The organism is Streptomyces sp. NBC_01508, assembly GCF_045040315.1.
Lineage (GTDB): Bacteria > Actinomycetota > Actinomycetes > Streptomycetales > Streptomycetaceae > Streptomyces.
Genome location: NZ_CP109419.1, coordinates 6,540,945 through 6,564,454, shown reverse-complemented (window position 1 = coordinate 6,564,454; position 23,510 = coordinate 6,540,945). Strand labels below are relative to the sequence as shown.

Annotated in this window: 27 protein-coding genes and 1 pseudogene; 6 read left to right on the top strand and 22 right to left on the bottom strand. The window is 72.7% G+C overall.

What is annotated here, in order from left to right; all coding sequences use genetic code 11:
- Positions 1-82: 82 nt before the first annotated feature.
- The 7 genes and pseudogenes from trpM to hisI form a co-directional block, all read right to left on the bottom strand.
- Positions 83-307, bottom strand: a complete 225-nt coding sequence (gene trpM / locus OG700_RS30370) for a tryptophan biosynthesis modulator TrpM (RefSeq protein WP_405619121.1) — start codon at positions 305-307, stop codon at positions 83-85.
- Positions 308-313: 6 nt separating this feature from the next.
- On the bottom strand, positions 314-1,123 hold the full coding sequence (gene trpC, locus OG700_RS30365; RefSeq protein WP_405619119.1) for an indole-3-glycerol phosphate synthase TrpC: 810 nt from the start codon (positions 1,121-1,123) through the stop codon (positions 314-316).
- A 125-nt stretch (positions 1,124-1,248) separates the two neighbouring features.
- On the bottom strand, positions 1,249-1,686 hold the full coding sequence (locus OG700_RS30360; RefSeq protein ID WP_405622083.1) for a DUF2752 domain-containing protein: 438 nt from the start codon (positions 1,684-1,686) through the stop codon (positions 1,249-1,251).
- A 310-nt stretch (positions 1,687-1,996) separates the two neighbouring features.
- A pseudogene (locus OG700_RS30355) lies at positions 1,997-2,233 on the bottom strand (HGxxPAAW family protein); the annotation flags it as partial.
- A gap of 140 nt (positions 2,234-2,373) precedes the next feature.
- Positions 2,374-3,057 carry a TIGR02234 family membrane protein gene (locus tag OG700_RS30350; RefSeq protein ID WP_405619117.1) on the bottom strand — a complete coding sequence of 228 codons (684 nt, stop codon included), beginning with the start codon at positions 3,055-3,057 and terminating at the stop codon, positions 2,374-2,376.
- Positions 3,058-3,063: 6 nt separating this feature from the next.
- Positions 3,064-4,596, bottom strand: coding sequence for an anthranilate synthase component I (locus tag OG700_RS30345; RefSeq protein ID WP_405619115.1), 1,533 nt, complete (start codon positions 4,594-4,596; stop codon positions 3,064-3,066).
- An 11-nt stretch (positions 4,597-4,607) separates the two neighbouring features.
- The gene (gene hisI / locus OG700_RS30340; protein WP_405619113.1) at positions 4,608-5,006 is read right to left on the bottom strand and encodes a phosphoribosyl-AMP cyclohydrolase; all 399 of its coding nucleotides are present in this window, start codon (positions 5,004-5,006) and stop codon (positions 4,608-4,610) included.
- A 100-nt stretch (positions 5,007-5,106) separates the two neighbouring features.
- Here hisI and OG700_RS30335 point away from each other — a divergent pair, with 100 nt between their 5' ends.
- A complete protein-coding gene (locus OG700_RS30335; RefSeq protein ID WP_405619111.1) occupies positions 5,107-5,739 on the top strand; it encodes a TIGR03085 family metal-binding protein in 633 nt (210 codons plus the stop codon).
- Positions 5,740-5,783: 44 nt separating this feature from the next.
- On the opposite strand, the gene OG700_RS30330 is transcribed toward OG700_RS30335, so the two are convergent.
- The 11 genes from OG700_RS30330 to hisD form a co-directional block, all read right to left on the bottom strand.
- A complete protein-coding gene (locus OG700_RS30330) occupies positions 5,784-7,070 on the bottom strand; it encodes an MFS transporter (RefSeq protein ID WP_405619109.1) in 1,287 nt (428 codons plus the stop codon).
- Positions 7,071-7,089: 19 nt separating this feature from the next.
- Positions 7,090-7,284: a hypothetical protein gene (locus OG700_RS30325; RefSeq protein WP_405619107.1), complete on the bottom strand. Its 195-nt coding sequence runs from the start codon at positions 7,282-7,284 to the stop codon at positions 7,090-7,092.
- Positions 7,285-7,331: 47 nt separating this feature from the next.
- Positions 7,332-7,922, bottom strand: a complete 591-nt coding sequence (locus OG700_RS30320; protein WP_405622081.1) for an ArsR/SmtB family transcription factor — start codon at positions 7,920-7,922, stop codon at positions 7,332-7,334.
- Between the two features lie 445 nt (positions 7,923-8,367).
- Positions 8,368-9,123 (bottom strand): imidazole glycerol phosphate synthase subunit HisF, encoded by a 756-nt coding sequence (gene hisF, locus OG700_RS30315; RefSeq protein ID WP_405619105.1) that lies wholly within the window; start codon positions 9,121-9,123, stop codon positions 8,368-8,370.
- On the bottom strand, positions 9,120-9,629 hold the full coding sequence (locus OG700_RS30310) for a RidA family protein (RefSeq protein ID WP_405619103.1): 510 nt from the start codon (positions 9,627-9,629) through the stop codon (positions 9,120-9,122). Before OG700_RS30310 ends, hisF begins: the two co-directional genes overlap by 4 nt.
- Positions 9,626-10,378 carry a bifunctional 1-(5-phosphoribosyl)-5-((5-phosphoribosylamino)methylideneamino)imidazole-4-carboxamide isomerase/phosphoribosylanthranilate isomerase PriA gene (gene priA / locus OG700_RS30305; protein WP_405619101.1) on the bottom strand — a complete coding sequence of 251 codons (753 nt, stop codon included), beginning with the start codon at positions 10,376-10,378 and terminating at the stop codon, positions 9,626-9,628. The genes OG700_RS30310 and priA overlap by 4 nt, the downstream gene beginning before the upstream one ends.
- A complete protein-coding gene (gene hisH, locus OG700_RS30300) occupies positions 10,378-11,013 on the bottom strand; it encodes an imidazole glycerol phosphate synthase subunit HisH (RefSeq protein ID WP_405619099.1) in 636 nt (211 codons plus the stop codon). Before hisH ends, priA begins: the two co-directional genes overlap by 1 nt.
- Complete coding sequence (locus tag OG700_RS30295) at positions 11,010-11,177, bottom strand: hypothetical protein (RefSeq protein WP_023542407.1); 168 nt, start codon at positions 11,175-11,177, stop codon at positions 11,010-11,012. Before OG700_RS30295 ends, hisH begins: the two co-directional genes overlap by 4 nt.
- A gap of 47 nt (positions 11,178-11,224) precedes the next feature.
- Positions 11,225-11,818, bottom strand: coding sequence for an imidazoleglycerol-phosphate dehydratase HisB (gene hisB / locus OG700_RS30290; RefSeq protein ID WP_405619097.1), 594 nt, complete (start codon positions 11,816-11,818; stop codon positions 11,225-11,227).
- Positions 11,815-12,924 carry a histidinol-phosphate transaminase gene (locus OG700_RS30285; protein ID WP_405619095.1) on the bottom strand — a complete coding sequence of 370 codons (1,110 nt, stop codon included), beginning with the start codon at positions 12,922-12,924 and terminating at the stop codon, positions 11,815-11,817. Before OG700_RS30285 ends, hisB begins: the two co-directional genes overlap by 4 nt.
- On the bottom strand, positions 12,921-14,276 hold the full coding sequence (gene hisD / locus OG700_RS30280) for a histidinol dehydrogenase (RefSeq protein ID WP_405619093.1): 1,356 nt from the start codon (positions 14,274-14,276) through the stop codon (positions 12,921-12,923). The genes OG700_RS30285 and hisD overlap by 4 nt, the downstream gene beginning before the upstream one ends.
- A gap of 251 nt (positions 14,277-14,527) precedes the next feature.
- On the opposite strand from hisD, the gene OG700_RS30275 reads away from it, so the two are divergent.
- The 4 genes from OG700_RS30275 (at position 14,528) to ybaK (ending at position 18,568) form a co-directional block, all read left to right on the top strand.
- The gene (locus tag OG700_RS30275) at positions 14,528-16,138 is read left to right on the top strand and encodes an oxidoreductase (RefSeq protein WP_405619091.1); all 1,611 of its coding nucleotides are present in this window, start codon (positions 14,528-14,530) and stop codon (positions 16,136-16,138) included.
- Between the two features lie 114 nt (positions 16,139-16,252).
- The gene (locus tag OG700_RS30270; RefSeq protein WP_405619089.1) at positions 16,253-17,281 is read left to right on the top strand and encodes a hypothetical protein; all 1,029 of its coding nucleotides are present in this window, start codon (positions 16,253-16,255) and stop codon (positions 17,279-17,281) included.
- Positions 17,282-17,286: 5 nt separating this feature from the next.
- A complete protein-coding gene (locus OG700_RS30265; protein ID WP_405619087.1) occupies positions 17,287-18,027 on the top strand; it encodes an LON peptidase substrate-binding domain-containing protein in 741 nt (246 codons plus the stop codon).
- 40 nt (positions 18,028-18,067) lie between these two features.
- Entirely contained in the window at positions 18,068-18,568 is a 501-nt protein-coding gene (gene ybaK / locus OG700_RS30260; protein WP_405619085.1) for a Cys-tRNA(Pro) deacylase, read from the top strand.
- A 6-nt stretch (positions 18,569-18,574) separates the two neighbouring features.
- On the opposite strand, the gene OG700_RS30255 is transcribed toward ybaK, so the two are convergent.
- The 4 genes from OG700_RS30255 to OG700_RS30240 all read right to left on the bottom strand — a co-directional run bounded on the left by OG700_RS30255 (position 18,575) and on the right by OG700_RS30240 (position 23,004).
- Entirely contained in the window at positions 18,575-19,291 is a 717-nt protein-coding gene (locus OG700_RS30255) for an ABC transporter permease (protein WP_405619083.1), read from the bottom strand.
- Positions 19,292-19,325: 34 nt separating this feature from the next.
- A complete protein-coding gene (locus tag OG700_RS30250) occupies positions 19,326-20,168 on the bottom strand; it encodes an ABC transporter permease (protein ID WP_405619081.1) in 843 nt (280 codons plus the stop codon).
- A 448-nt stretch (positions 20,169-20,616) separates the two neighbouring features.
- Positions 20,617-21,588 carry an ABC transporter ATP-binding protein gene (locus OG700_RS30245; RefSeq protein ID WP_405622079.1) on the bottom strand — a complete coding sequence of 324 codons (972 nt, stop codon included), beginning with the start codon at positions 21,586-21,588 and terminating at the stop codon, positions 20,617-20,619.
- A gap of 93 nt (positions 21,589-21,681) precedes the next feature.
- Complete coding sequence (locus tag OG700_RS30240) at positions 21,682-23,004, bottom strand: NYN domain-containing protein (RefSeq protein ID WP_405619079.1); 1,323 nt, start codon at positions 23,002-23,004, stop codon at positions 21,682-21,684.
- Positions 23,005-23,240: 236 nt separating this feature from the next.
- Here OG700_RS30240 and OG700_RS30235 point away from each other — a divergent pair, with 236 nt between their 5' ends.
- Positions 23,241-23,417, top strand: coding sequence for a hypothetical protein (locus OG700_RS30235; protein WP_405619077.1), 177 nt, complete (start codon positions 23,241-23,243; stop codon positions 23,415-23,417).
- Positions 23,418-23,510 lie beyond the last annotated feature (93 nt).

Below are 23,510 nucleotides of genomic sequence, written 5' to 3'. Positions count from 1 at the left end.
GAGTCGGTCCCCGAAGGGGACGGGTCGTGGTGACCGGGCTTCCGGACGTGCGCGAATCACGCCGCCCGCCTGACTCCGAAGGTCAGACGGCCGCGCGGTGGTCGCGGTCGGAAGGGCCTCGCCGGGGCGCGGCCCGGCGCCATCGCATGCCGTTGACCTGACCGGGTTCGTCACCGATCACGTACCGCACCCGCCGCCCGTGCACCCGCCGGGCCGGGGCCCGGCAGCCGCGCGGCCGGCACCCGCGCGCCAGCGGCGCGTGAGGCGCGCGCACGGCGGCCAGGGTTCCGGAGGCGGGTACGGGCATCGGGGGTCAGCCCCGGCCGTGCCGCAGCGCCGGGTGGGCTCCTGCGGCGACCAGGTCGGCCACGGCCGACTTCGGGTCGCGCCCGGTGACCAGGGACTCGCCGACGAGCACCGAGTCGGCGCCCGCGTTGGCGTACGCGATGAGGTCGTGCGGTCCGCGCACACCGGACTCGGCGATCTTGACGATGCCGTCCGGGATCTCGGGGGCGAGCCGCTCGAACGTGCCGCGGTCGACCTTCAGCGTCTTGAGGTCACGCGCGTTGACCCCGATGATCTTCGCCCCGGCGTCGACCGCGCGTTCCACCTCGTCCTCGTCGTGCACCTCGACGATCGGGGTGAGTCCGATGGACTCGGCGCGCTCGATGAGCGAGACGAGCGCGGGCTGCTCCAGGGCGGAGACGATCAGCAGGGCGAGGTCGGCGCCGTAGGCGCGCGCCTCCCACAGCTGGTACGCCGTGACGATGAAGTCCTTGCGCAGGACGGGGATGTCGACCCTGGACCGGACGGCTTCGAGGTCGGCCAGCGAGCCGCCGAAGCGGCGCTGCTCGGTCAGTACGGAGATGACGGCCGCGCCGCCCGCCTCGTAGTCGGCGGCCAGTCCGGCGGGGTCGGCGATCGCGGCCAGCGCGCCCTTGGAGGGGCTGGAGCGCTTGACCTCGCAGATCACCGTGACACCCTCGCCGCGCAGTGCGGCGACGCCGTCCTTGGCCGGACGCGCCTTGGCCGCGCGTTCCTTGAGCTCGTCGAGCCCGACGCGCGCCTGCCGCTCCGCGAGGTCGGCGCGTACGCCTTCGATGATCTCGTCGAGCACACTCACGCGAGCGGCCCCCTTCCGGGAACGGTGTCGAATTCGGCCATGGATCAGGATCAGCCATGTCGATGGTATCCGGAGGTGGGCCGAGCGCCCGCATCCGCCGGTCGAGCATCCCACCACCTGGGACTTCACGGGGCGAGCGACGAGCCGAAAGGCAGGTTCCGTACCACGGTGAAGGCCAGGATGACCGCCCCGGCGGCCCATCCCAGGAAGGGTGGCACCGAGACCCGCGGCCGTGTTCCGCGAACGACGTGAATCAGCCACATCAGCCACACCACGGCGAAGATCCCGTAGCCGACGACCGCGAGCGCGTTGGCACCGAGGGCGGCGGCGAGATCACCGTGCGCGACGGCGTGCGCGCTGCGCAGGCCGCCGCAGCCGGGGCAGTAGAGGCCGGTCATGCTGAGCAGCGGGCAGACGGGGTAGTGGCCGCTCTCGTTGGGGTCGACCAGGCCGACGTAGGTGAAGGCGGCGGCGACGGCGCCGAGCGTGGCCAGCGGGGCGAGGAGCCGCCGGGCGCGGGGCACCGGAGCGGGGGCCGGGGGCGGCGCGGCGGGTACGGGCATGGCTTCCACCCGGTGATTGTCCCCCGTGCGGGCGCGAAAGCGCGGCCCGGCCCCGTACCCGCGTGGCCAGGTGCGGCGACGACACCCGCGAGGGCACGGCGAAGGCGCAGCCCGGCCGTGCCTGGCTGCGCCTCGTGTCGCTGTCCGGATGACGTCCAAGCGCCGCCGCCGACGCGACGGCGGCCCCTGCGTGGCGGCGGTGTTACGCCGTCTGCCGCGCCGGCTCGGGCTGCGCCTGGGCGGCGTGCGGCCGACCGGTGAGGCGGTTCTGGCGACGCTCGGCGGCCTCGCGCTCCAGGCGGTCCACGGACGCCTGCGCGGCGGCTCCCCGGGCCTGCTTCGCCGCGTCGGACTCCTTGACCGAGCCGAGGCCCGCGGCCTTCATGGCAAGGCCGACGATGCCGCCGAGGGCGATGACCGCCAGGCCCCCGACGAACCCGAGGGGATCGGCCGCCACCATGAAGACGCCTGCGACGCAGAAGCCGATGATGGAGATGGTGACACCGGTCCAGCCGGCCGGGGTGTGTCCGTGGCTGCTGCCCGCCATGAATTAGCTCCTCGTTGCTGATGTGCTGCGCTGATCGCGCGAGCGCGGGGTGAGTCGAACGCTCACGGTTCATTGTCCCGCACCCGTCGGCGTTCCCTGTCCTGGGGTCGGGAGTGCGGTGACACGGCCGACCCGTCGGATCAGCCCGTCGGGTCCTCGCCCCGGTCCAGGGCCTTCCAGATGTCCTCGGGCCGGTCGGGGTCGGTGGCGGGTCCCGCGGCCGTGGCGGGCCTCGTGGCCGGCTTGCGGACGCGGGCGGGGCGCGGGGTGCCGTCGCGCTCGTAGCGGCCGGACATAGTGGGCCAGTGTGATCCGTATCGCAGGGCCAGCAGCCCGGCGAGCAGGATCAGTACGCCGCCGGCCGCCGTCACGTACGGCCAGGCGGTGTGGGTGACGGCGGCGACGGTCGCGGCGGTGTCACCGGTCGTGCGCGCGGCCTGCTCGCCGAGCGCCGCGCTGTCGTTCGCGCCGACGAGCGCGGCGACGGTCGCGCCCACGCCGCTGAGGGCGAGCAGCGCGGACACCAGCAGCCGGCCGGCCGTACGGACGGCGAAGACGGCGACGAGGGCGGCGAGGGCGACGACGGCGAGCGCGGCGGGGACGCCGGTGACGTCACGGCCTCCGGCGTCGAGCGACACGCCGGTGCCCGCCACGGCGGCGCTGCCCTCGGCCCAGGTCTGGCCGGAGGCGATCAGCGCCACGGCGGAGCCCGCCGCCCCGACGAGGAGTGCGACGCCGAGACTTCGGCCGGCCCGCCGTCTCGTGGCGTCGGCCGCGGTCTCGGCGCGGGGCTGGGGAATGGGTACGGCAGTCACCCGGCCCACTATCCCCTACCGGCCCTGCCCCGCCTTCGACGGGCCTCCCGGCGGACCTCCCAGCCGGTTCGCGGTGTGCACCGCGCGCAGCACCGCGGCGGCCTTGTTGCGGCACTCCATGTCCTCCGCGACGGGGTCCGAGTCGGCGACGACGCCCGCGCCCGCCTGGACGTACGCGGTGCCGTCCCGGAGCAGGGCCGTACGGATGGCGATGGCGGTGTCGGAGTCGCCGGCAAAGTCGAGGTAGCCGACGCAGCCTCCGTACAGACCGCGCCGTGAGGGCTCCAGCTCGTCGATGATCTGAAGGGCGCGCGGCTTCGGGGCGCCGGAGAGCGTGCCGGCGGGGAAGCAGGCGGTCAGGACGTCGAAGGCGGTACGGCCTTCGGCCACCCGGCCGGTGACGGTCGAGACGATGTGCATGACGTGCGAGTAGCGCTCGACGGACATGAAGTCGACCACCTCGACGCTGCCGGGTTCGCAGACCCGTCCCAGGTCGTTGCGGCCGAGGTCGACCAGCATCAGGTGCTCGGCGCGCTCCTTGGGGTCGGCGAGCAGTTCGTCGGCGAGGGCCTGGTCGTCCTGCGGGGTCGCGCCGCGCGGGCGGGTGCCGGCGATGGGGTGGACCATCGCGTGCCCGTCCTCGACCTTGACCAGCGCCTCGGGGCTGGAGCCGACGACGTCGAAGCCGTCGAAGCGGAAGAGGTACATGTACGGGCTCGGGTTGGTGGCCCGCAGCACCCGGTAGACGTCGAGCGCGCTCGCCTCGCAAGGGGTCTCGAACCGCTGCGAGGGCACGACCTGGAAGGCCTCGCCCGCCCTGATGCGCTCCTTGATGTCCTCGACGGCCTCCTGGTAGGCCACGCCGCCCCACAGGGCGGTGTACGGCGGCAGCTCGGACGGCGGCAGCGCGGTGGGCGGACTGTCCACGGGGCGGGCCAGGTCCCGCTCCATGGCGTCGAGCCGGCCGACGGCGTCCGCGTACGCCTCGTCGACGCCGGTGTCGAGGTCGTTGTGGTTGATGGCGTTGGCGATGAGCAGGACGGTGCCGGAGCGGTGGTCCAGGACGGCGAGGTCGGAGGTGAGCAGCATCGTCAGCTCGGGCAGGCGCAGATCGTCGCGTGCGTGGTCGCCGATCTTCTTCTCCAGGCGGCGGACGACGTCGAAGCCGAGGTAGCCGACCATGCCGCCGGTGAAGGGCGGCAGGTCGCCGTCGTGGTCGTGGAGGGTGTGCGGTGTGTGCAGGGTTTCCACGGTGGCGCGCAGGGCGGCCAGCGGGTCCCCGTCGACGGGGACGCCGACGGGCGGGGTGCCGAGCCAGTGGGTCCGCCCGTCCCGCTCGGTGAGGGTGGCGGCGGACCGTACGCCGATGAAGGAGTAGCGCGACCAGGAGCGGCCGTTCTCGGCGGATTCGAGGAGGAAGGTCCCCGGGCGTTCGGCGGCGAGCTTGCGGTAGAGACCGACCGGGGTGTCGCCGTCCGCGAGGAGCCTGCGGCCGACCGGGATGACACGGCGGTCGACCGCCAGCTTGCGGAAGGTGTCGAGATCCATGGCAGCGGAGCCTAGTGGGCCACGGGGCCGGTGGCTGCCGGCGGCAGGATGACGTCGGCGTCGAAGCAGGTCCGGTCGCCGGTGTGGCAGGCGGCGCCCACCTGGTCGACCTTGAGGAGGATCGTGTCGGCGTCGCAGTCGAGCGCGACGGACCTGACGTGCTGGACGTGGCCGGAGGTGTCGCCCTTGACCCAGTACTCGCGGCGGCTGCGGGACCAGTAGGTGCCGCGTCCGGTGGTGAGGGTGCGGTGCAGGGCCTCGTCGTCCATCCAGCCCAGCATCAGCACCTCGCCGGTGTCGTACTGCTGGGCGACGGCCGGGATCAGCCCGTCGGCGCCGCGCTTGAGCCGGGCGGCGATGGCGGGGTCGAGGCCACTGGTGGGGCCTGGGCCCTCGGTCGCGCTGGTCATACGGCCATTGTGCCGCGCTTGCCCCGTCCTACGGACGGGACGTCCACTGTGCGGGACGTCCACTGGGCGGACCGCACGCGGCAGTCGTACGCTTGACAGCATGTCGACCCATGCGAAGCGTGAACGACTTCTGCTCGCCGACCTGTTGGAGTCGGCGGGCCCCGACGCCCCCACCCTGTGCGAGGGCTGGAACACCCGGGATCTCGCGGCGCACGTGGTGGTGCGCGAGCGCCGCCCGGACGCGGCGGGCGGGCAGCTGATCGGCCCGCTCAGGAACCGGCTGGAGCGGGTGCGGGGCGAGTACGTGGCGAAGCCGTACGAGGAGCTGATCCAGCTCATCCGTACCGGACCGCCCCGGATGTCGCCCTTCGGGATCAAGCAGCTCGACGAGGCGGCGAACACCGTCGAGTACTACGTCCACGCCGAGGACGTACGGCGGGCACAGCCCGACTGGACGCCCCGCGAACTGGACAAGGTCTTCTCCAACGCCCTGTGGGCGCGGCTGGAGAAGGGCGCCCGGATGATGGGCCGCAAGTCGCCGGTCGGTCTGGTGCTGCGCCGTCCGGACGGCCAGACGGCGGTGGCGCACCGGGGCTCGCCCGTGGTGACCGTGACCGGGGAGCCGAGCGAGCTGCTGCTCTACGTCTTCGGCCGGCAGGACGCGGCCCGGGTGGACGTGGAGGGCGACAAGGAAGCTGTCGAGAGGCTGAGCACGGCGAAGCTCGGGATGTAGGTCCGGAGCGAAGCCCGGCATGCGGGTCCGCCCCGCCGTCCGCGTCAGCCGTCGGGCAGTTCCGCGCGGCGCAGGGCGGTGAAGGCCAGGCCCAGCGCGCCGCCCGCCGCGCAGACCGCCGCGCTGACGGCGAAGACCGGGCCGGTGCCCCAGAGCCCGACCGCGGCGCCGGTCACCGGATAGCTCAGCGGCGCGATGCCGAGCGTGAAGAGGGTGGCCACGGATGTCACCCGGCCGAGGTATCCCGGCTCGGTGACCGTCTGGGTCAGTGCCCCGCAGAGCCCGCCGCCCAGACCGGCCAGCAGCCCGACGCAGAGGCCCGCCACGGCCGCGAGGGCGACGGTGGGCACGAAGGCGACGGCGCCGATGGCGAGGGCGCCGGCGACGACGGAGAGGCACAGGACGAGGCCGGCGCGCGGGAGGCGTGCGCGTACCGCCAGCAGCAGGGAGGCGGCTCCGGCGCCGGTGCCGAAGGCGCCGACGATCCAGCCCATGCCGCCGGCGCCCCAGCCCCGTTCCTGGGCGAGCAGGACGAGGCCGAGGTTGAGCGGGCCGACGAAGCCCAGCTCGCAGAGCGCGATGACGAGCATCAGCGGGCCCAGGACGCGGTGGCGGCGGATGTAGCGCAGGCCGTCGGTGAGTTCGCGCCACGGGCCGGCTCCTACGGCTGCGTCATCGGTACCGGTGCCGGTGTGGGCGGGCAGGGGTGTCATCCGTACGGCGATGAGCAGCACCAGCGAGACGGCGAAGAGCGCGCCCGCCACGGCGAACGCCGCCGCGGGCCCGCCGAACGCGACGAGCAGCCCGCCGAGCGGCCCCCCGGTCACGTTGGCCACGCGCGCCCCCAGGCCGCGCAGGCCCTGCACCCGGGCAAGCTGGCCGTGGGTGGTGATCCGCGGCGGCAGGGCGCCGACGGCGGGCAGGAACAGGGCGTCCAGGGCGCCGAAGACCAGGGCCACGGCGATCAGCGGCCAGAGGCCGGGGGCGGTGAGGAGCAGGGTCGCGGCGATGCCGAGGATCACCAGACAGCGCGCCGCGTCGCTGCCGATGACGACGCGGCGCGGGCCCCACCGGTCGGCGAGTACTCCCCCGCCGAGCATCAGGACGGCCCGTGGCACGGCGCCCACGGCCAGGACGACACCGGCCTGGGTGGGGCTGCCGGAGCGGGCGGCGGACCAGGCCAGCGCCATGAAGTACACACTGTCGCCGACCATCGACATGGTGTAGGCGGCGATCCAGCGCAGGACGTTCGCGTCGCGGTGGGCGGGCCGCTCGGGCGCCGGCGAAACGGGCACGGATTCGGTGGACCCGGGTGTGGCTGTCTCGCTCATGAGTGGCGCGGACCTTCCGTCAGGCGATACGGGCGGTGCGGACCGGCGGGCGGTGCACGAGGCGCAGCCCCAGGCCGACCAGGAACCAGCCCAGTCGGCCGCGCAGCCCGCCGGGGGGTCGCGCCCCGGCGCGCGCCAGGCGGAAACGGGCCGCTTCCGTACGGAGTTCGGCGGCGCGCAGGTCGTGCAGCCGCAGGTGTACGTCGGTGTGCATGGCGGTGGCTCCTTTCGGCGGGTGGGGCGGGGCGAGGCGGGCCGGGATCACTGCTGCCGGAACGGGAATCCGTAGAGGTGCAGCGCGACGTTCTCGCGCCCCTCGGTGTCGCCGACGTCCTGCGCGTCCCGCGCGGCGTCCGTGTGCCGCTTGATCAGCTCGTGCATCTCCTTGCTCAGCACGGCCAGCTCCTCGGGCGTGAACGGACCGAGGAACTCGCTGCTGAAGGCGGCGCTGCGCCACTGAGGCGCCCACGCCATCTGGCTGTCCAGGTAGGCGCGGTACAGCTCCCCGCGCTGCTCGAACGACATCCGGCCGATGGCGGCGTGCGTGGCGACCTTCTCGGGTGCGTCACGGAAGTCCTCGTCCCGGAAGGTCAGCCCTTCGGACGCGGTCCGCCACCAGCGCTCACGGCCGTCCTGGCCCTGCTGCGGCGCCTCCTCGATCAGCCCGTGGTCGGCGAGCTTGCGCAGGTGGTAGCTGACGAGCGAGACGGCCTCGTCCACCTGCTCGGCGAGCTGGGAGGCGGTGGCCGTACGGGAGATGTAGAGCGCGCGGTAGAGCTTCATCCGCAGGGGGTGACCGAACGCCTTGAGGGTGTCCAGGTCGTCGACTCTGCGGGGGTCCTTGGCTGCCATACCCACCACCGTAGATACAAAAGAAAAATTGCGCAACATTAGTTGTGCAATAAATCCTGCGAATCTGGGGACGTCAGGGCTCGGGGTCGGAGCCAGGGCGGCCGGATGGGGTCGGATGAGGTCGGATGAGGCCAGATCCGGCCAGATGTCGAGCAGCCGGCCGGCCGCCGGCGCGAGGGAGATCTCCACCACGCCGGAGGGGCGCGTCAGCGAGCGGCCGGTCAACTGCTCGAAGCGGCGCAGCCGGTTGCCGATCAGGAGATCGCGGTCGGCCGGGTCGAGCCGGTCCGGCAGCGGCTGACAGACGTCACCTTCCCGCCCCGAACTCCCCTCGCGCAGCGGCGAGTTCACCCGTGTTGACGGCGAACTGCCCCGGAACAGGCCGTTCCGGGGCAGCGGACGTAGTCGGCCACGCGTACGCGGATGCTCGGCGCACCGGGTCGTCTCAGCGCACCGGGTGGCCGGCCTCCCGCAGCGCCTTCTTGACCTGGGAGATCCGCAGATCGCCGAAGTGGAAGACGGAAGCGGCGAGTACGGCGTCCGCGCGGGCGTCGACGGCCGGCGGGAAGTCCGCGAGGCGGCCGGCGCCGCCCGAGGCGATGACGGGCACGGTGACGTGCGCGCGTACGGCCGCGATCATCTCCGTGTCGTACCCGTCCTTCGTGCCGTCCGCGTCCATCGAGTTGAGCAGGATCTCGCCGGCGCCCAGTTCGGCCGCGCGGTGCGCCCACTCCACGGCGTCGATGCCGGTGCCCCGGCGCCCGCCGTGCGTGGTGACCTCGAAGGTGCCCTCCGGCGTACGCCGCGCGTCGACCGACAGGACGAGCACCTGGCGGCCGAAACGCTCGGCGATCTCCCGGATGAGGTCGGGGCGTTCGATGGCGGCGGTGTTGACGCCGACCTTGTCGGCGCCCGCCCGCAGCAGTTTGTCGACGTCCTCGGGGGTACGGACGCCGCCGCCGACCGTGAGCGGGATGAAGACCTGCTCGGCGGTGCGGCGCACCACGTCGTACGTCGTCTCGCGGTTCCCCGACGAGGCGGTGATGTCGAGGAAGGTCAACTCGTCGGCGCCCTCGGCGTCGTACAGCCTGGCCATCTCGACGGGGTCGCCGGCGTCGCGCAGGTTCTGGAAGTTGACGCCCTTGACGACCCGGCCGTTGTCCACGTCCAGGCAGGGGATGACTCGGACAGCGAGGGTCATGCCGGGCCTCCGGGGGCTCCGGAGGGCGTGCGGAAGGCTTCGAGTTCGACTTCGACGACCAGGCTCGGATCGATGAAACCGGCGACGACGATCATCGAGGCGGCCGGCCGTACGGCGCCGAACAGCTCCTTGTGGGCGCGCCCGACGTCGTCCGCGTCCCCGGCGTGCGTCAGATACATCCGGGTGCGCACCACGTGCTCCGCGCCGAGACCGAGGTCGCCCAGCGCCTTGATGCCCACGCCGAAGGCGGTGACGGCCTGTTCGTACGGTCCGCCTTCGGCGATCCGCCCGTCGACCACCGAGGTGCAGCCGGCGACGAGGACGAGACCGTTCGGCAGTTGGACGGCGCGGGAGTAGCCGAAGGCGTCCTCCCAGGGGCCGCCCGAGGAGATCCGTCGTACGCCGTCGCTCGCGCTCGTGCCCGTGCTCGCGCTCGTGCTCGTGCCCGTGCCCGTGCCCGTGCCCGTGCTCGTGCCCGTGCTCGTGTCGGCAGGGTTCTCGCTCATCGGGACACCTCCGCGAGCGCCTCTTCCAGGGTGAATGCCTTCGCGTACAGCGCCTTTCCGATGATCGCGCCCTCGACGCCCGCCGGCACCAGTGAGGCGATGGCGGTCAGGTCGGCGAGCGAGGAGACGCCGCCGGAGGCGACGACCGGCCGGTCGGTGGCCGCGCACACGCTCTTCAGCAGCTCCAGGTTGGGCCCCTGGAGGGTGCCGTCCTTGGCGATGTCGGTGACGACGTACCGGGCGCAGCCCTCCGCGTCGAGCCTCGCCAGCGTCTCCCAGAGGTCGCCGCCTTCGCTGGTCCAGCCGCGCCCGCGCAGCGTCGTACCGCGTACGTCGAGGCCGATCGCGATCCTGTCGCCGTACTCGGCGATGGCCTTGGCCGCCCACTCGGGCGTCTCCAGCGCCGCCGTACCGAGGTTGACCCGGGTGCAGCCGGTGGCGAGCGCGGCGGCGAGGGAGGCGTCGTCGCGGATACCGCCGGACAGTTCGACCTTGATGTCCATGGCGTCGGTGATCCCGGCGACGAGGTCCCGGTTGTCACCGGTGCCGAACGCCGCGTCGAGGTCCACGAGATGGAGCCACTCGGCGCCCGCTCGCTGCCAGGCGAGCGCGGCTTGAAGCGGTGAGCCGTACGAGGTCTCGGAGCCCGACTCGCCGTGGACGAGCCGCACGGCCTGGCCGTCGCGCACGTCGACGGCGGGCAGGAGTTCGAGCCTCCGTACGGAGGACGAGGTGGGTGCGGGGGACATCAGAAGGTTCCGATCCAGTTGGACAGCAGCTGGGCTCCGGCGTCGCCGGACTTCTCGGGGTGGAACTGCGTGGCCCACAGTGCACCGTTCTCCACGGCGGCCACGAACGGCTCGCCGTGCCGGGACCAGGTGACCTTCGGGGCGCGGATCTTGGGGTTGGTGACTTCGAGGGACCAGTCGTGGACGGCGTACGAGTGCACGAAGTAGTAGCGCTCGGCGGCGTCGAGCCCGGCGAAGAGCACACTGTCCGCGGGCGCTTCGACGGTGTTCCATCCCATGTGGGGGACGGTCGGCGCGCTGAGCGGGCCGACGGTGCCCGGCCATTCGTCGAGCCCTTCGGTCTCCACGCCGTGCTCGATGCCGCGCTCGAAGAGGATCTGCATGCCGACGCAGATGCCGAGTACGGGGCGTCCGCCCGCCAGCCTGCGGCCGACGATCCAGTCGCCGCGCGCCGCGCGGAGCCCTTCCATGCAGGCGGAGAAGGCGCCGACGCCGGGCACGATCAGCCCGTCCGCGTTCATGGCCCGGTCGAAGTCGCGGGTGATCTCGACCTCCGCCCCGGCGCGGGCCGCGGCGCGTTCCGCCGAACGGACGTTGCCGAAGCCGTAGTCGAGGACGACGACGTTCTTGGTCATTCCCAGAGTCCTTGGATGCGGAGGATGCCGGCGACGAGGCAGAGCGCGGAGCAGATGCCGAGCAGGACGATGACGCCCGTGGGCTGCTTCTGCTTCGCGAAGGAGTAGACGCCGCCGGCCAGGAACAGGCCGAGGACGATGAGGATGGTGTTGAGACCGGTCATGGGGTTACGGCGCGCCCTTCGTGGAGGTGTTGAGGCCCGTCATGGCACTACAGCGCGCCCTTCGTGGACGGGAGGATGCCGGCGGCGCGCGGGTCGTGCTCGCTCGCGTACCGCAGGGCGCGGGCGAGGGCCTTGAACTGGCACTCCACGATGTGGTGGGCGTTGCGCCCGTACGGGACGTGTACGTGCAGCGCGACCTGGGCCTGGGCGACGAACGACTCCAGGATGTGCCGGGTCATCGTCGTGTCGTATTCGCCGATCATCGGCGCCATGTTCGCGGGCTCGGTGTGCACCAGGTAGGGGCGGCCGGACAGGTCCACGGTGACCTGCGCGAGGGATTCGTCCAGCGGGACGGTGCAGTTGCCGAAGCGGTAGATGCCGACCTTGTCGCCGAGCGCCTGCTTGAAGGCGGCGCCGAGGGCGAGGGCGGTGTCCTCGATGGTGTGGTGCGAGTCGATGTGCAGGTCGCCCTCGGTCTTGACCGTGAGGTCGAACAGGCCGTGCCTGCCGAGCTGGTCGAGCATGTGGTCGTAGAAGCCGACGCCCGTCGACACCTCCACCTTGCCCGTGCCGTCGAGGTCGAGTTCGACAACGACCGAGGTCTCCTTGGTCGTTCGTGCCACGCGGCCGATACGGCTCATGCGCTCTGCTCCTTCGTCAATTTACGTACCGCGTCGAGGAACGCGTCGTTCTCGGACGGGGTGCCCGCCGTGACCCGCAGCCGGCCCGGCACTCCGTTGTCGCGTACCAGCACGCCCTGGTCGAGGATCGTCAGCCAGGCCTCGTGCGCGTCGTCGAAGCGGCCGAACTGGACGAAGTTGGCGTCCGAGTCGGTGACGTCGAAGCCCATCGCCCGCAGTTCGGTGACCAGCCGGTCCCGCTCGGTCTTGAGCTGTTCGACATACCCGAGCAGCGTATCGGTGTGTTCCAGGGCGGCCAGCGCGGTGGCCTGGGTGACGGCGGACAGGTGGTACGGCAGGCGCACCAGTTGCACGGCGTCGACCACGGCCGGGTCGGCGGCGAGATAGCCGAGCCGCAGTCCGGCGGCGCCGAAGGCCTTGGACATCGTGCGGGACACGACGAGGTTCGGCCGCCCGGCGAGCAGCGGCAGCAGCGAGGGGTGGTGGCTGAACTCGACGTACGCCTCGTCCACGACGACCAGCGACGGGCGGGCGGCCTGCGCCGCGTCGTGGAGCCGCAGGACGGTCGCGGCGTCGACGGCGTTGCCGGTGGGGTTGTTGGGGGTGGTGATGAAGATGACGTGGGGGCGGTGCTCGGTGACGGCCCGCTCGGCGGCGGCCACGTCGATGGTGAAGTCCTCGTGGCGGGGTCCGGAGATCCAGCCGGTGCCGGTGCCTCGGGCGATCAGGTGGTGCATCGAGTACGAGGGCTCGAAGCCGATCGCGGTACGGCCGGGGCCGCCGAAGGTCTGGAGCAGTTGCTGGATGACCTCGTTGGAGCCGTTGGCGGCCCATACGTGGGCGGCGGTCAGCGGGAGGTCCCCGGCGGTGCGGCGCAGATAGGCGGCCAGTTCGGTGCGCAGCTCGACCGCGTCCCGGTCGGGGTAGCGGTTGAGGCCGCGGGCGGCCTCCCGGACCCGCTCGGCGATCCGCTCGACGAGCGGTTCGGGCAGCGGGTACGGGTTCTCGTTGGTGTTGAGGGTGACGGGGACGTCCAACTGGGGCGCCCCGTAGGGGGACTTGCCGCGCAGCTCGGCGCGTACGGGCAGGTCGTCGATGCCGGTCACGCGCCCTCCCCGCCCGTCCGCCGCGCCTGCGGCAGATTCCAGCCGAAACGCGCCTTGACGGCGGCGCCGTGTGCGGGCAGATCCTCGGCCTCGGCGAGCGTGACGACGTGGTGGGCGACGTCGGCGAGCGCGTCGCGCGTGTAGTCCACGATGTGGATGCCGCGCAGGAAGGACTGGACGGACAGCCCGGAGGAGTGACAGGCGCAACCACCGGTCGGCAGGACGTGGTTGGAGCCGGCGCAGTAGTCGCCGAGCGAGACCGGCGCGTAGGGACCGACGAAGATCGCGCCCGCGTTGCGGACCCGGGCGGCGACGGCTGCGGCGTCGGCGGTCTGGATCTCCAGGTGCTCGGCGCCGTACGCGTCGACGACCCGCAGGCCCTCCTCGACGCCGTCGACCAGCACGATCGCGGACTGCTTGCCCGCCAGGGCGGGCGCGACACGGTCCTCGACGTGCTTGGTGGCGGCGGTCTGCGGCACCAGTTCCCGCTCGACCGCGTCGGCCAGTTCGACGGAGTCGGTGACCAGGACGGCGGCGGCGAGCGGGTCGTGCTCGGCCTGGCTGATCAGGTCGGCGGCGACGTGCACCGGATCGGCGGTGGCGTCGGCGAGGACGGCGATCTCGGTCGGGCCGGCCTCGGTGTCGATGCCGATACGGCCGGCGAAGTAGCGCTTGGCGGCGGTGACCCAGATGTTGCCGGGGCCGGTGACCATGTCGGCGGGCGGGCAGCCGTCGGGCCCGGACGTGCCGTACGCGAACATCGCGACGGCCTGGGCGCCGCCGACCGCGTACACCTCGTCGACACCCAGCAGCGCGCAGGCGGCGAGGATCGTCGGGTGCGGCAGGCCGCCGAACTCCTTCTGGGGAGGTGAGGCGAGCGCGATCGAGCCGACGCCCGCTTCCTGTGCCGGCACCACGTTCATGATCACGGAGGACGGGTACACGGCGCGTCCACCGGGCGCGTACAGCCCCACGCGGCCGACCGGCACCCACTTCTCGGTCACCTTGCCGCCGGGCACCACCTGGGTGGTGTGCTCCGCGCGCCGCTGGGCGCGGTGGACGGTACGGGCCCGCCGGGCCGACTCCTCCAGCGCGGCCCGTACGGCGGGATCCAGCGCCTCCAGGGCCTGGGCGAGGGCTTCGGCGGGGACCCGTACCCGGTCGAGCGTCACGCCGTCGAACGTGCGCGCGTACTCGATCAGCGCCGCCGTGCCGCGATGGCGTACGTCCTCGCAGATGGGCCGTACCTTCGCGAGGGCGGCCGTCACGTCGAAGTCGGCACGGGGCAGCAGGCCGCGCAGCGCGCCGCCCTCGGGGAGGGCGTCGCCGCGCAGGTCGATTCGTGAGATCACACGGTCAATTCTCGCAGACCCCATCCGGCCGCCGGTCGCCCGTATCACTGGCTGATATGAGCCCTGAATGTCACTCACGGCTACTAATGTTGACGATTGGCGTTCAGTCGGTCACTCAGAGGGAAGAACATTCGTACGACCCCACAACAGCAGCCCCGCCCGGCGACGGCTGCCCGGGAGTCACACGGGGACAGACGCACGACGACGACGCACAGCGACAGGCACGGCGAACGGGGAAGCGAGGCGCGGCGGTGTCCGAGCCACAGGACGACGAAGCCCCGGACTGGCTCTCGGCCACAGAACTCGGCATGTGGCAGGCCTTCCGGAACGGCAGCACCTACGACCTGAGCGTGCCGAGTCCGCTGCTCAACGATCCGGCTGCGGCCGGCCCCTGGGGCGAGCACCGCAGCGTGCGCGCCCGGGTGATCGCCCTGCTGCTGCTCAGCGGCCCCGCCGCGCGACCGGGGCGGGTCGCCGCCCTCAAACTGCGCGGGGCGTACGTGAGCGGGTCGCTGGATCTCGCGGGCGGCAAGGTCGATCCGTACGTGGAGCTGACCTACTGCCGCTTCGAGCGCGAGGTGGTGCTGCCGGAGTGCCACTTCACCACCCTGCGACTGGTGGGCTGCGTGATCCCACGCCTGGAGGCCGCGCGGCTGCGCACCGAGGGCGATCTGCATCTGCCGCGCTGCCAGGTCGCCCGCGGGATCCGGCTGACCGACGCGCAGATCGGCACGGACCTGCTGATCAGCCAGATATCGGTGCGGCCCGACAGCAACAGCCGGTCGATAGCCGCCGATGGGATGTCGGTGGGGCAGGATCTCCAGGCCGAACAGATCGACACACACGGCGAGTTCAGCCTGCGCGGCTCGAAGGTCGGGGGCTCGCTGATGCTGCGCGGCAGCCGGCTGCGCGCGGCGGGCGAGCGCCGCGCGCTCAACGCGCCGCAGCTGACGGTGGAGCGCTCGCTGTACCTGACGGGCGCCGTCGTGAGCATCGCGACGGGCAACGCCAACTCCACACCTCCGTACGGCACGGTCTACACGGGCAGCACCGCGACGCTGCCTGCGGGCACCGAGATCCGGCGCTTCGAGTGCTACGGCGGGGTCCGGCTGGACGACGGGCGGTTCGGCGACACGATCGACCTCTACCAGGCCCGCTTCCTGATGGCGGCGGGCGAGGAGGTGTCGCTGCGCCGGATCACGGCGACGGAGCTGCGCTTCCAGTGCGAGCGGCCCCTGGAGGGCCGGATCGTGCTGAACGGGGCGAAGATCACCACGCTGATGGATCTGTCCACGAGCTGGCCGGGCCCCGGCGGTCTGGCCATGGGCGGCTTCGTCTACGAGGTCGTGGTGCCGTCCGGCCATTTCCCGCTCAACCGGCGGCTGGAGTGGCTGGAATCGGCGACGCCGGAGTACTCGCCGGAGCCGTACGAACGCCTCGCGCAGGTGATGCGCAACAGCGGCGAGGACGCGGACGCCCGCGAGGTGCTGCTGGCCAAGCAGCGCAGACGGCGCGAGACGCTGCCGCTGGCGGCCAAGACGTGGGGCTACATCCAGGACTGGACGGTGGCGTACGGCTACCGGCCGGGCCGGGCCGCGCTGTGGATGGCCATGCTGTGGGCGGCGGGCACGTTCGCCTTCGCGCGGCATGCCCCGGAGCCGCTCAAGGGCGAGGAGCACCCTGCGTGGAATCCGTCCCTGTATGTGCTGGATCTGCTGGTGCCGGTGATCAATCTCGGCCAGGACGGGCACTGGCGGCCGGAGGGTGGCTGGCAGTGGCTGTCGGCCGCGATGGTCCTGCTCGGCTGGATACTCGCCACCACGGTCGCGGCAGGTGCCTCACGCCTCCTGCGTCGCGGCTGACAGCGCGCCCGACCCGCTTTCTTTACCGTCCCTTGACCTACCGGGAGACAACCTTTCGCCCACCACAGAAGCTTCACATATGCCCTATGGCGCCCCTGCGACCTGCGGTTTTCAATGGTCCGCACCATGTCATTGATTCGCGCACTGATCAGCACCGCGCGCATGGTCCGGCACACCCCGCGGCTCGCCGACGGGCTTCCACCGGACGATGCGGTACTGCTCGACGCCCCCGACGACCGGCTCGCCCCGGCGCTCGTCTCCGCCGCGCTCGGCGCGTACGAAGACACGGCGAAGCTGCTGGCGACCACGCGTGAATCAGCCGAATGGGAGAACCGCGACCGCTACGTGATGCGGCTCGCCGCCTTCGCCCACCACCGCGACGAATGGCTCGGCCACTGGCTGGCCGCTTCCCCGGACGACCCGGACGCGCTGGTCGTCAGGGCCGAGCTGGAAGTACGCAGGGCCTGGGAGTCCCCGGCCCGCGCCGAACTGCTCGGCGAACTGGGCCCGCTGATCGCCACGGCGGCCGAGGGCGACCCGCGCGACCCGGTGCCGTGGCGGATAGCCCTGGACCACGCACGCGGCACCCACGCGGGCCACGACGCCTTCGAGTCGCTGTGGGGCGAGGCGGTGCGCCGCTCCTCGCACCACTACGGCTGCCATGTCGCGGCCCTGAAGTACCTCTCCGCCCAGTGGCACGGCTCACACCAGGAGTGCTTCGACTTCGCCGAACAGGCCGCCGAGGACGCGCTGCCGGGATCACTCGTGAAGGCGCTGCCGATGCGGGCCGCCTTCAGCCGGCTGCTGGACGGCGACCTCGCGTCCATGGCGACGGACCGGATCGACGCGGCCTGCGAGCAGGCGATCACGCTCTCCCGCGTGTACGCGGCGGGCGACCCCTGGCCGGCGGAGGTACGGAACCTGCTGGCGTACGTGCTGGTCGTACGGCACCGATGGGACGAGGCGCTGGAACAGTTCCGGCTGATCGGCCCGTACGCGACGTCATTTCCGTGGACGTCGCTGACCGACGATCCGCTGGGCCGGTTCCTGGAGACGCGTGACGGCGTACGCCTCCAGGTGGCCTCCACCATGCCCTTGTGGAACCGGACAGACCGAGGGCGTCCGCGCGGCCATTACGCTTGAGCGTTGTGACCACCGCACATCTCCCTCTGTTCCCGCTGAACGCGGTGTTGTTCCCGGGCCTCGTCATGCCCCTGAACATCTTCGAGGAGCGGTATCGCGCCATGATGCGCGACCTGCTCAAGACCGACGAGTCCGAACCGCGACGCTTCGTCGTGGTCGCCATCCGCGACGGGCACGAGGTCGCGCCGACCGCCGCCGGTCTGCCCGACCCCACCGCCGTACCGGAGCGCGGCCCCGCCGAGGGCTTCGGCCCCGAGCCGCTCAAGGCCTTCCACCAGGTGGGCTGCGTCGCCGACGCGACCACCATCCGCGAACGCCCGGACGGCAGCTTCGAGGTACTGGCCACCGGTACCAGCCGGGTCCGGCTGCTCTCCGTCAACACCGGCGGGGCCTTTCTGACCGCCGAGGTCGAGGACATCGCGGAGGACTCCGGCGAAGGCGCGGGAGCACTCGCCGAAGGCGTCCTGCGGGCCTTCCGCAGCTACCAGAAACGCCTCGCGGGCGCGCGGGAGCGGTCGCTGTCGACCGGCGGCGACCTGCCCGACGAACCCTCCGTGGTCTCGTACCTGGTGGCCGCGGCGACCGTGCTGGACATCCCGGCGAAACAGCGGCTGCTCCAGGCACCGGACACCGTGACCCGGCTGCGGGAGGAGCTGAAGCTCCTGCGGGCCGAGACGGCGGTGATCCGGCATCTGCCGTCGCTGCCGGCCGTACAGCTCACCCAGGAACCCACGAGCCCGAACTGACCCCCGTCCCGTTCGTCGACCCACGCGAGGAACACGTCCCTTGGCGAAGAAGCAGCCGAAGAAGGCCGCGGGCGGCACCCCGGCCACGGTCGCGCTGACGGCCGCGCGGGCCGAGTTCACCCTGCACGCGTACGAGCACGACCCGGCGGCCCCCTCGTACGGCGAGGAGGCCGCGGCGGCGCTGGGGGTGTCGGCGGAGCGGGTGTTCAAGACCCTGGTCGCCGACGTCGACGGCGAACTGACCGTGGCGGTCGTCCCGGTCTCCGGCTCACTGGACCTGAAGGCGCTGGCCGCCGCGGTGGGCGGCAAGCGGGCGACGATGGCGGACCCGGCGGCGGCGGAGCGCACCACGGGCTACGTGCGGGGCGGCATCTCGCCCCTGGGCCAGCGCAAGCGGCTCCGTACGGTGGTCGACTCCTCGGCGCGGGCCCATCCGACGGTCTGTGTCTCGGCGGGCCGCCGCGGCCTGGAGGTGGAACTGTCCCCGTCGGACCTGACCTCACTGACGTCGGCGACACTGGCCCCGATCGCGCGGGTCTGACACCGGTCAGCGTCCGGCGCCCGGCTCGTCCCTCGGTTCGTCCCGCGGCGCGTCCTGCGGTCCTGCCTTCGGCTCGTCCTGCGGCCCGCCAGGAAGGTACGGCGCCCCGAACGGCACCCACTCCGGCTCCGGATCACGCGGCCCGAACAGCGCCGTCAGCGCCAGATGTACGAGCATCGCCGCCACCGGCCACGCCAACAGCGCGCCCCACGCGTTCAGTTCCAGCGGCGCGTCGAACGTCGCGCCCACCCCCGCCGCCCGCGCCTGCGTCACCACGTCGGCCGGGCTCAGCTCCCGCCCGACCAGCCAGGCCAGCCCCGACGCGAGCAGTCCGCCCAGCGCCAGCCCAATGACCAGCGGGATGCCGCCGCGCCGGCGGAACCAGAACACCAGGGCGGCGCTGACCAGGCCGAACCCCACAGCCAGCAGCACGAACGTGCTGTCCGCGCCGATCGCCTCCTCGCCCTCCGTGTCCTTCAGGATGACGGCCGACTCAGTGACGAACAGCGGCACCCGGGGCGCCAGCCAGAACCACAGCAGCCCGAGCAGGACGCCGGAGAGACCCACGGCGACCGTCACGGCGGCGGCCTGCCTCACCTCGGTCTTCGTGTCGGTCCCGTCCTCCGCCTCGGCGAAGTGCGCCAAGGACGACCCCGCGTCCTGCGGCTTCTGCCAGGGATCGTCGTTCGATGGCTGGTGGGGCGGCGTCAGGGGTGCTGTCACCCCGCCATCGTGCCAGGCATGGCCGGGCCGTGCCTCATCGCACTGCCGCCCGCCGGTACGCCCACGTCGCCACCGCCAGCGAGACGACGCCGACAGCCGCGCAGACCGCCAGGTCGAGCGCGACGGTCGGCCAGTCGGGATGCCGGTCGAAACTGCGGGCCAGGGCCTCCACGCCGTACGTGGACGGCAGCAGATCGCGGGCGTACGCGATCGGCCCCGGCAGCCGGTCGGCGGGCAGCACACCCAGCAGCAACGCGGCGGACATGCCGAGCTGCCCGAGCAGCGTGGCCAGCTCCTGACGGGGCGCGAGCAGCCCCAGCGCCGCGCCGAGACCGGCGAGCGCCGCGCCGGACAGCGGGATGACGGCGACCAGCACCCACAGATGGGTGAGCGGCAGATCGAAGAGCAGACTGCCGGTCACTGCGGTCACGGCGGTGCCCGGCACGGTGAACGAGGCGTACGCCCCGGCCGCGCCCAGCACCACGGCGGCCGGTGGCACCGGCAGCGTCGCGTAGTGGTCCAGCCCGCCGGTCGCCCGGAGCTGACCGAAGTACTGGGCGAGCAGATTGAGCGCGACGAAGGCCACGACGAGCACGCTCGACCCGGCCACCACGGCGCGCGCCTCGGCGCCGCCGTCGACGACACCGCGCATCAGGATCATGATCCCGACGGACTGGAAGGTCGCGACGAAGAGCAACGGGATCCGGGCGACGCGGGCCCGCGACAACTGCGCGCGGTACACGGCGGCGAGCGAGGGCAGCAGCCGCGCCCGCGGTGCCAGCGCGGCCGGCGCCCCGTCGGTTCCGTCCACTGCGGCACGGGCGTCCGGGACGGTCCGGCTCTTCCCGGCGACGGCCTCCGCGGGCACGATGCTCACCTGGCGCTGCTCCTGTTCGGTGCGGACGGGCGGACGCGGTCGCGGCACACCGGATACGGCGCCGACCGCAACCAGCGTGCCATACGCCCCGAACGCACCGAACGCCCACTACGGGCAGGCCAGTTCCGGGCGGGTACGGTGCGAGCGCGGACGACGGCACGGGCGGCAACGCCAACTCCGTCCGGAACAACGGCGAGCACGGGACCGGCGACGCAGACCGCCCCGGCGGGCACCCCCGCGAGCACGACAACGGGGCCGGCCGTGACAGCGCCGCCGCCAACACCGGCGGGCACAACGGCGCGCCCCCCGGTGGCGACCGGGCCGACCCTCGGAGCCGTAAAAGACCCGAAGTCCGCCACCCGCACGCGCACGCGCACCAGCACGTCCACGCTCCCGCACGCGCGCACGCCCAGCCGCCTGTCCACCCGTCCGCCCGCGCCGCCCGCCGTCATGCCTTCACCAGCCCCGGCACCTGGCCACCGAGCGCCAGGTAGACGTCCTCCAGGCTCGGCGTGGCCAGTGTGAAGTCGTCCAGCGCGGCGAACGCCGCACCGCCCGTCACCGCGGCGACGGCGGCCCGCGCCTCGTCGGGGGCGAGCCGCAGCACCCAGCGGCGGCCCGACTCCTGCGCGGATCCGCGCAGCGCGGCGACCTCGGGAACGTCGAGCGGGGCGCGTTCGCGCCAGACGAGTTCCAGCCGTACCTCGCCGGCGACCTGTTCCTTGAGCCCGGACGGGGTGTCGCAGGCGATGACCTTGCCCCGGTCCAGCACGGCGACCCGGTCGAGGACCGTCTCGGCCTCGATGACGTTGTGGGTGACGAGCAGCACGGTCGCGCCGCGCTCCGCCCGGCGCCGGTCCACCGCCGCCCAGACGGCGCGCCTGGCGACCGGGTCCATGCCGGTGGTGGGTTCGTCCAGGACGAGTACGGGCCGCTCCCCCACCAGCGTGGCCGCGAAGCAGGCCATCCGCCGCTGGCCGCCGGAGAGCTTCTTCAGCGGGCGGCCGGCGAGTGCGGTGAGCCCGAGTTCGGCGAGCACCGCGTCCCGCTCGACGCGCGCCTCGCCCAGGCTGAGCCCGCGCAGCCGGCCCGTGGTCTCGGCAGCGAGTCCGACGGTCAACTCGTCGAGTGCGGTGGACTCCTGGCCGAGATAGCCGATGAGCCGGGAGGCGCGCTCGGGGTGCCGGACCAGATCGTGTCCGAGGATGTCGACGCTGCCGGAGTCGGGCCGCATGAGTCCGGTGAGCTGGCGTACGAGGGTGGACTTGCCCGCACCGTTGGGGCCGAGCAGGCCGAAGATCTCGCCGCGCCGCACGTCCAGGGAGATGCCGTCGGTGGCGCGCACCTCGGGTGTCGCCGGGGTCCCACGCCTGCCGCGCGTGGCGGGGTACGTCTTGACCAGCTCCCGTACCGCGCACACCGTACTCACGAGGAGCGAGCCTACGGGGTCGGCCCACCCGGAACATTCCGGGGGCCTGTGACGGCACCAGCGACGCGCGGCCCCACCATCCCGTTACTCCGTCGTGGCCGGGTGGTCCGCCGCCGCCCGCACGTCGATCTCGCGCCAGAACCCCGCCCTGATCGCGTACCGGTCGTGCTCGTCGATCTGGTCGTCCTTGTGCGCCAGCAGCCCGAAGCGGGCCGCGTACCGCAGTACCTCGCCGTCGATACGGTGCGGGATCCGCGGATACATGGTGGACAGCTTCTGCACATGGGCCACCTCGGGCAGCCGCGCCATCCAGCGGCGGGCGAACACCTGGCCGACCTCGAAGGGATCGCCGCCGACCGTCGTGATGTCCTCCTCGCGGTCGGCCCAGCGCTGCTCGGCGCTGGTGAGCTGCGCGAGCGTGGGCAGCGACGCGGTCTCGGGCGACTCCCCGAGCTGGCCGCCGCCTCCACCACCTCCGCCGCCCGGCCGCTCGACCCAGCCCCGGTCGGACGACCAGCGCAGCGTCGCGTTCGCCGGCGGGGGCGGCGCCGGGTGCGGGCCGTGCGCACGCAGGGCGGCCAGATCCTTGGGGGTGGGGACACCCTTGGCGCCGGGGGGCGCGGGATGCGCGGCCTCGGGGCCGTGCTCGTGCCCCTGACCCGGCCCGTGCCCGTGCCCGTGCCCGTTCCCGTGCTCCGCCGGCGGTGCCGTGCCGTTGCGCGCGGAGGTGGCCTGCGCCTCGGCCGCCCGCTCGGCGGACGCGGCGAGCGCCGACTCGGGCAGCGGCGCGGAGAGGATGGCCGCGATCTCGGGGCGGGGCACGGGCGGCGGCGCGCAGACGCCGCCGAAGTCCTTGGCGCGTACGGCCTTGGTGATCCAGGTCCGGTCGAGCACCCGGCGCTCGTCGGCCTCGGCCACCAGATCCTCGGACTGGTTGTAGTCGCCGTCCGCCGCCTGCACGGCCCACAGGTGCACGGCGACGCCATGTTCCTTGGCGGACATCAGACCGGGCAGCAGATCGCCGTCACCGGTCACCAGCACGACGTCCGAACAGGCGCGATTTCTGGCCAACTCCGTGAGTTCGGCGTGCATCGCCGCGTCGACGCCCTTCTGCGCCCAGCGCCCGTCGCTGCGGGTCAGCGCGCCGAGCCGGACGGTGACACGTGACATGACGCGCAGCCGTCGGTGCTCGGGCTGCGGTACGCGGTCGGGGGCACCGTCGAACCAGTAGATACGCAGCAGCGGCTGCTCCGTATCGGCCTCGGCGCGCTCGCGCAGACCCTGGATGAGGGCGGCGTGGTCGACGGTGATGCGTGAGCGGGCCGGTTCTCCGGCGAGGAGGCTCGCGGCGGCGCCCAGCAGATATCCGGCGTCCACCAGGACGACGCAGCGGTCCACGTGTTCCACCCTCTTTCGGGAACGTCGGGATCGGAAGTTACTCCGGGTTTCCTTCGAGTCTGCCCGACCGCAACAGGCTTAACGGCCGGAACTGGATCATCGGCGTGGCGTATGCCTCACGACTACCCCTACGGGCGCCAGAACAATGATCCGTTACACACAGCAATGATCCAAAATGCGGCGGTTAACGGCATATGTGAATCTGACAGCGGCCCTGGCCCCAACATCCTTCAGGAGGCAGCACCATGGCCAAGAACAAGAATCGTGACCGCGGCAAGCATCAGGACCGTTCGGCCCCCGAGCGCGGTGCAGAGCAGTCCTCGCCCTCCTCGACGGAGGCCAAGGCCGAGCAGATACAGCAGCAGGTCACGCCGTCCGAGAGCCCTCACAAGGGCCGTCAGAAGCGTTTCGGCCACAACTGACGCGGCCGGCCGCACATGGCGAGAGGGGCACGCCCGGAAAACCGGGCGTGCCCCTCTGCCGCGCACATGGATCTCACACGCGCGAATCCCCGC

Excerpts from the sequence above, each read along its gene's own strand:
- trpM (WP_405619121.1), bottom strand. The coding sequence starts at position 307 with ATGCCCGTACCCGCCTCCGGAACCCTGGCCGCCGTGCGCGCGCCTCAC.
- OG700_RS30360 (WP_405622083.1), bottom strand. The coding sequence starts at position 1,686 with ATGCCCGTACCCGCCGCGCCGCCCCCGGCCCCCGCTCCGGTGCCCCGC.
- OG700_RS30345 (WP_405619115.1), bottom strand. The coding sequence starts at position 4,596 with ATGGATCTCGACACCTTCCGCAAGCTGGCGGTCGACCGCCGTGTCATC.
- hisI (WP_405619113.1), bottom strand. The coding sequence starts at position 5,006 with ATGACCAGCGCGACCGAGGGCCCAGGCCCCACCAGTGGCCTCGACCCC.
- OG700_RS30335 (WP_405619111.1), top strand. The coding sequence starts at position 5,107 with ATGTCGACCCATGCGAAGCGTGAACGACTTCTGCTCGCCGACCTGTTG.
- OG700_RS30330 (WP_405619109.1), bottom strand. The coding sequence starts at position 7,070 with ATGAGCGAGACAGCCACACCCGGGTCCACCGAATCCGTGCCCGTTTCG.
- OG700_RS30325 (WP_405619107.1), bottom strand. The coding sequence starts at position 7,284 with ATGCACACCGACGTACACCTGCGGCTGCACGACCTGCGCGCCGCCGAA.
- OG700_RS30320 (WP_405622081.1), bottom strand. The coding sequence starts at position 7,922 with ATGGCAGCCAAGGACCCCCGCAGAGTCGACGACCTGGACACCCTCAAG.
- hisF (WP_405619105.1), bottom strand. The coding sequence starts at position 9,123 with ATGACCCTCGCTGTCCGAGTCATCCCCTGCCTGGACGTGGACAACGGC.
- OG700_RS30310 (WP_405619103.1), bottom strand. The coding sequence starts at position 9,629 with ATGAGCGAGAACCCTGCCGACACGAGCACGGGCACGAGCACGGGCACG.
- priA (WP_405619101.1), bottom strand. The coding sequence starts at position 10,378 with ATGTCCCCCGCACCCACCTCGTCCTCCGTACGGAGGCTCGAACTCCTG.
- hisH (WP_405619099.1), bottom strand. The coding sequence starts at position 11,013 with ATGACCAAGAACGTCGTCGTCCTCGACTACGGCTTCGGCAACGTCCGT.
- OG700_RS30295 (WP_023542407.1), bottom strand. The coding sequence starts at position 11,177 with ATGACCGGTCTCAACACCATCCTCATCGTCCTCGGCCTGTTCCTGGCC.
- hisB (WP_405619097.1), bottom strand. The coding sequence starts at position 11,818 with ATGAGCCGTATCGGCCGCGTGGCACGAACGACCAAGGAGACCTCGGTC.
- OG700_RS30270 (WP_405619089.1), top strand. The coding sequence starts at position 16,253 with ATGGTCCGCACCATGTCATTGATTCGCGCACTGATCAGCACCGCGCGC.
- OG700_RS30235 (WP_405619077.1), top strand. The coding sequence starts at position 23,241 with ATGGCCAAGAACAAGAATCGTGACCGCGGCAAGCATCAGGACCGTTCG.